Origin of the sequence: Actinomadura sp. 6K520 (assembly GCF_004349245.1) — a bacterium.
GTDB lineage: Bacteria > Actinomycetota > Actinomycetes > Streptosporangiales > Streptosporangiaceae > Spirillospora.
This window is the reverse complement of sequence record NZ_SMLC01000330.1, coordinates 1-3,591: the sequence shown is the minus strand read 5'-3', so window position 1 is coordinate 3,591 and position 3,591 is coordinate 1. Positions and strand designations below refer to the sequence as shown.

Here is a 3,591-nt window from a genome sequence, read left to right as displayed (position 1 = left end):
ACACATGATCACCCGTGAAGGCCCCCAGCGCCGCCGCGACCACCACCCACTCCAGCTCGGGCCGCCCCGACGCCGCGTACACCCCCGCCGTGATCACCAGGCTCTCGCTCGGCACCACCGGGAAGAACCCGTCCAGCGCCGCCACCGCGAACAGCACCAGGTAGAACCACGGCGACGACACCGCCGTGCCCACCGCACCCATGACCACGTCCAAGCCCATGCCCCGACGCTAGAAAACGGTCAACCGCCCGCGAATCCGCCGGACGACCATCACCACCCCCGACCAACGACAGGTCCCGCCCCCGTCCTGCGAACGAAGTACACCCGGATCCTCACCCCGGAGGACGCACCCCGCCACCACCCCGGGCCACCCTGGAAACACACCACCGACCAGGAAACAGACCCATGAGCCACCTACCCGCGCACCACCCGATCCGCGCCTCCGACCACGACCGCGACGCCGCCGTCCAGCGCCTCGGCGACGCGCTCTGCGACGGCGCCCTCGACAACACCGAATACGGCCGCCGCCTCGAACAGGCCCTCACCGCCACCACCCAGGCCGACCTCCACCGCCTCACCGCCGACCTGCCCGCCTCACCCGCCGCCCGCGACCGCGCCGAAACCGCCCGCCGCACCGCCAAAGCCCAAGCCGACCAACGCGCCTGGCGCAACGAATGGGCCTACTGGGCCGGCGGCGCCGTCATCATGACCGCCATCTGGGCCGTCTCCGCACTACGCGAAGGGGACTGGACGTCCTACTGGCCCGCCGCACCACTCGGCATCTGGGCAGCCATCCTCATCTCCTACGCCATCTGGCCCTCCGACGACGGCTGACCCGTACGCCCGCCCCACCGCCCGCCGCGAATATGGGTCGCATCCCGCGCGGCCCCTCCACCACACTGCAGCCTGTGACACACCTGCACATCTTCGACATGGACGGCACCCTGCTCACCGGCACCACCGCCAACCTCGAAGTCGCACGACACCTCGGCACCCTCACCGAACTCCATGACCTCGAAGCCCGCTTCGCCGCCGGCGCCCTCGACACCCGCGGCTTCTCCACCCGCATCCACCGGCTCTGGCGCGACCTCACCCCCGACATCGTCGCCACCGCCTACACCGCCGCGACCTGGCTGACCGGCATCGCCGACGTCTGCGCCGACATCCGCGCCCGCGGCGAGCACTCCGCCGTCATCACCATGTCGCCCGACTTCTTCGCCCGCCACCTCCTCGACCTCGGCTTCGACGACGTCATCGCCTCCCGCTTCCCGCCGATGCCGTTCACCGGCACCCTCGACCCCGCCGGCATCCTCACCCCCGACGACAAGGTCCACATCACCGACGAACTACGCACCCGCCACGGCCTCACCACCGCCCAGTGCACCGCCTACGGCGACTCCATGTCCGACGCACCCCTGTTCCGGCACCTCACCAACACCGTCGCCGTCAACGCCGACCACCACCTCGCCGACATCGCCGCCCTCGACTACCGCGGCACCGACCTCACCGAGGCCTACACCCTCGCCCGCACCCTCCACCCCGCCAGACCACAACCCCGCACGCCACGGCAGGCCACGGGCCCGGAGCCGCCGTGACGGACCGGCCTGTCACGGCGGCCTGTCACGGCGGCCTGTCACGGCGGCCCGGTCGCTCAGCGGGCGCCGTCCCCGCTCCCGATTCGGGGGGCCGAAAGCTCTCAGCGTCGCGTCGACGAGTGAGTCGGCGTATGCGGCGGTCAGCGGGCCGCTGCGGTGCAGCCACCGCTGGAAGAGGGGGGCGTAGAGCATTTCGAGGGCCAGGTCGAGGTCGGCGTCGGCGTCGACCTGGCCGGCCTCCTGGGCGCTGCGCAAGCGCGCCCTCTTCGCCTCTTCCAGCGGCTGGGCCAGCTTCTCCCGGTACTCGGCCGCCAGCGCGTCGTCATTGGCGATCTCGGTGGTGAGGGCCCGGATCAGCCTGTCGAAGGCCGGATCGGCGAACTCCTCGACCGTGGCGCGCATGACGAGCTTGAGGTCGGTCTCAAGGTCGCCCGTGTCCGGCAGCGCGACCGACTGCCCGTCCGCATCCTCGCTCAGTGCCAGAACGGCAGCGAAGACGACCGCGCTCTTCGACGGCCACCGCCGATAGATCGTCTGCTTGCCGACGCCGGCGCGGGCGGCGATGGCCTCGACGGTGACGTTCTCGTACGCCTCCTCTGTGATCAGTGCGCGGGCGGCCGCGAGGATCGCCTGCCGGGATCGTTCCTTGCGCCGGGAGTGGTCCGGTCCCTTGCTGCTGGGCATGCGTTCACTCTAGACCAGACACAAAACGAGACGGTCCGTATTGATAAGGGGGGAGCGGCGCCCTAGACTCCCAGATGAACCGATACGGTCCGTTTCGTTTAGTGAGGCACCATGGCGAACGTCAGAGTCTGGCTCATCACCGGCGCATCCCGCGGCCTGGGCAGGGCCTTCACCGAGGCCGCCCTGACGGCCGGCGACCGCGTAGTGGCCGCCGCCCGCAACGTCGAACCCCTGGAGGAACTAGCCGCCAAACACCCCGACCACCTTGTCCCGCTTCCGATGGACGTCACCGACCGCCAGGCCGTGTTCGACGGAGTGGAACGTGCGGCAACCGCCTTCGGCAGGCTGGACGTCGTCGTCAACAACGCCGGCGCAATGCTCTACGGCATGGTGGAAGAAGCCACGGAGGAGCAGATCCGCGCGCATATGGACGTGAACTTCTTCGGCGCCGTGTGGGTGGCTCAGGCCGTCCTTCCCCACCTGCGCACCCAAGGCGAAGGACGACTCCTCCAGGTCACCTCGATGGGCAGCGGCGGCGGCATGGCCACCGTCGGCTTCTACGGCGCAGGCAAGGCCGCGCTGGACTCCGTCAGCGAGGCACTGGCGATGGAGGTCGAGAGGTTCGGCATCAAGGTCACCATCCTGCAGATGGGCGGCTACAACACCGGCCTGTTCACCACCGGCACCACGACCACCGAATCCCTGCCGCAATACCAGCCACTGCACACCGAGATGGAAGCGATGTGGGGCGACGCCGCCGGCCCGGAGCCGGACACCGCCGCTCCGGTCATCATGGAACTGGCCGCACTGCCGGACCCGCCCCGACGGCTGATCGTCGGCAGCCAGTCCTTCGACCACGTCCTGCAGATGAGCCAGACCCAAGCGGACCTGTACCGGTCCTGGGAGCACCTCAGCCGTATCGCCCCAGGATGACCCGGGCCGCACCACGACAATCCCACGCCCGCGCCCGGCACGACCCCGTGCCCCCCGGCCTCACCCGCTGCGGCCGCCGTCGACCCGACCCAGAAGCGGATGCACCCGCATAGCCGCCTCCAGCTCACCGGGCAGCTCATCCCGATAACGACCCAGCGTCGAAAGATCCGCATGCCCCAGCACCCGCCGCACCGCGTCCATGTCCGTCGCCGCCGCCAGCAGATGCGTCGCCGTCGTATGCCGCAGCCCATGCGGCGTCACACTCCGCCGCCGCACCGGCTCCACCCGCGCCAGCACCCGGTCGATCACCGCCTGCACATCCCCCCGCGCCAGCCGCCGCCCACGCCACGACAGCAACAGCGCCTTGCTGTCTCGTACA

Annotated in this window: 5 protein-coding genes and 1 pseudogene; 3 read left to right on the top strand and 3 right to left on the bottom strand. The window is 70.3% G+C overall.

Translation table 11 applies throughout. From position 1 onward, the window contains the following. Nucleotides 1-220 (bottom strand): annotated as a pseudogene (locus E1289_RS36830) (DedA family protein); the annotation flags it as partial. A gap of 185 nt (nt 221-405) precedes the next feature. Between E1289_RS36830 and E1289_RS36825 the strand changes: the two are divergent. Both E1289_RS36825 and E1289_RS36820 read left to right on the top strand, forming a co-directional pair. Continuing rightward, complete coding sequence (locus tag E1289_RS36825; protein ID WP_207929407.1) at nt 406-834, top strand: DUF1707 domain-containing protein; 429 nt, start codon at nt 406-408, stop codon at nt 832-834. Nucleotides 835-908: 74 nt separating this feature from the next. Further along, nucleotides 909-1,595, top strand: coding sequence for an HAD-IB family phosphatase (locus E1289_RS36820; RefSeq protein ID WP_131988693.1), 687 nt, complete (start codon nt 909-911; stop codon nt 1,593-1,595). A gap of 12 nt (nt 1,596-1,607) precedes the next feature. Here E1289_RS36820 and E1289_RS36815 read toward each other — a convergent pair whose 3' ends face one another. Then, nucleotides 1,608-2,279, bottom strand: coding sequence for a TetR/AcrR family transcriptional regulator (locus E1289_RS36815; RefSeq protein WP_131988691.1), 672 nt, complete (start codon nt 2,277-2,279; stop codon nt 1,608-1,610). A gap of 111 nt (nt 2,280-2,390) precedes the next feature. Here E1289_RS36815 and E1289_RS36810 point away from each other — a divergent pair, with 111 nt between their 5' ends. Next, entirely contained in the window at nt 2,391-3,212 is an 822-nt protein-coding gene (locus E1289_RS36810) for an SDR family NAD(P)-dependent oxidoreductase (protein WP_131988689.1), read from the top strand. Nucleotides 3,213-3,272: 60 nt separating this feature from the next. Here the strand turns inward: E1289_RS36810 and E1289_RS36805 are convergent. Further along, nucleotides 3,273-3,591 (bottom strand): tyrosine-type recombinase/integrase (locus tag E1289_RS36805; RefSeq protein WP_165970777.1); only part of this gene is annotated, 319 nt, incomplete at its 5' end.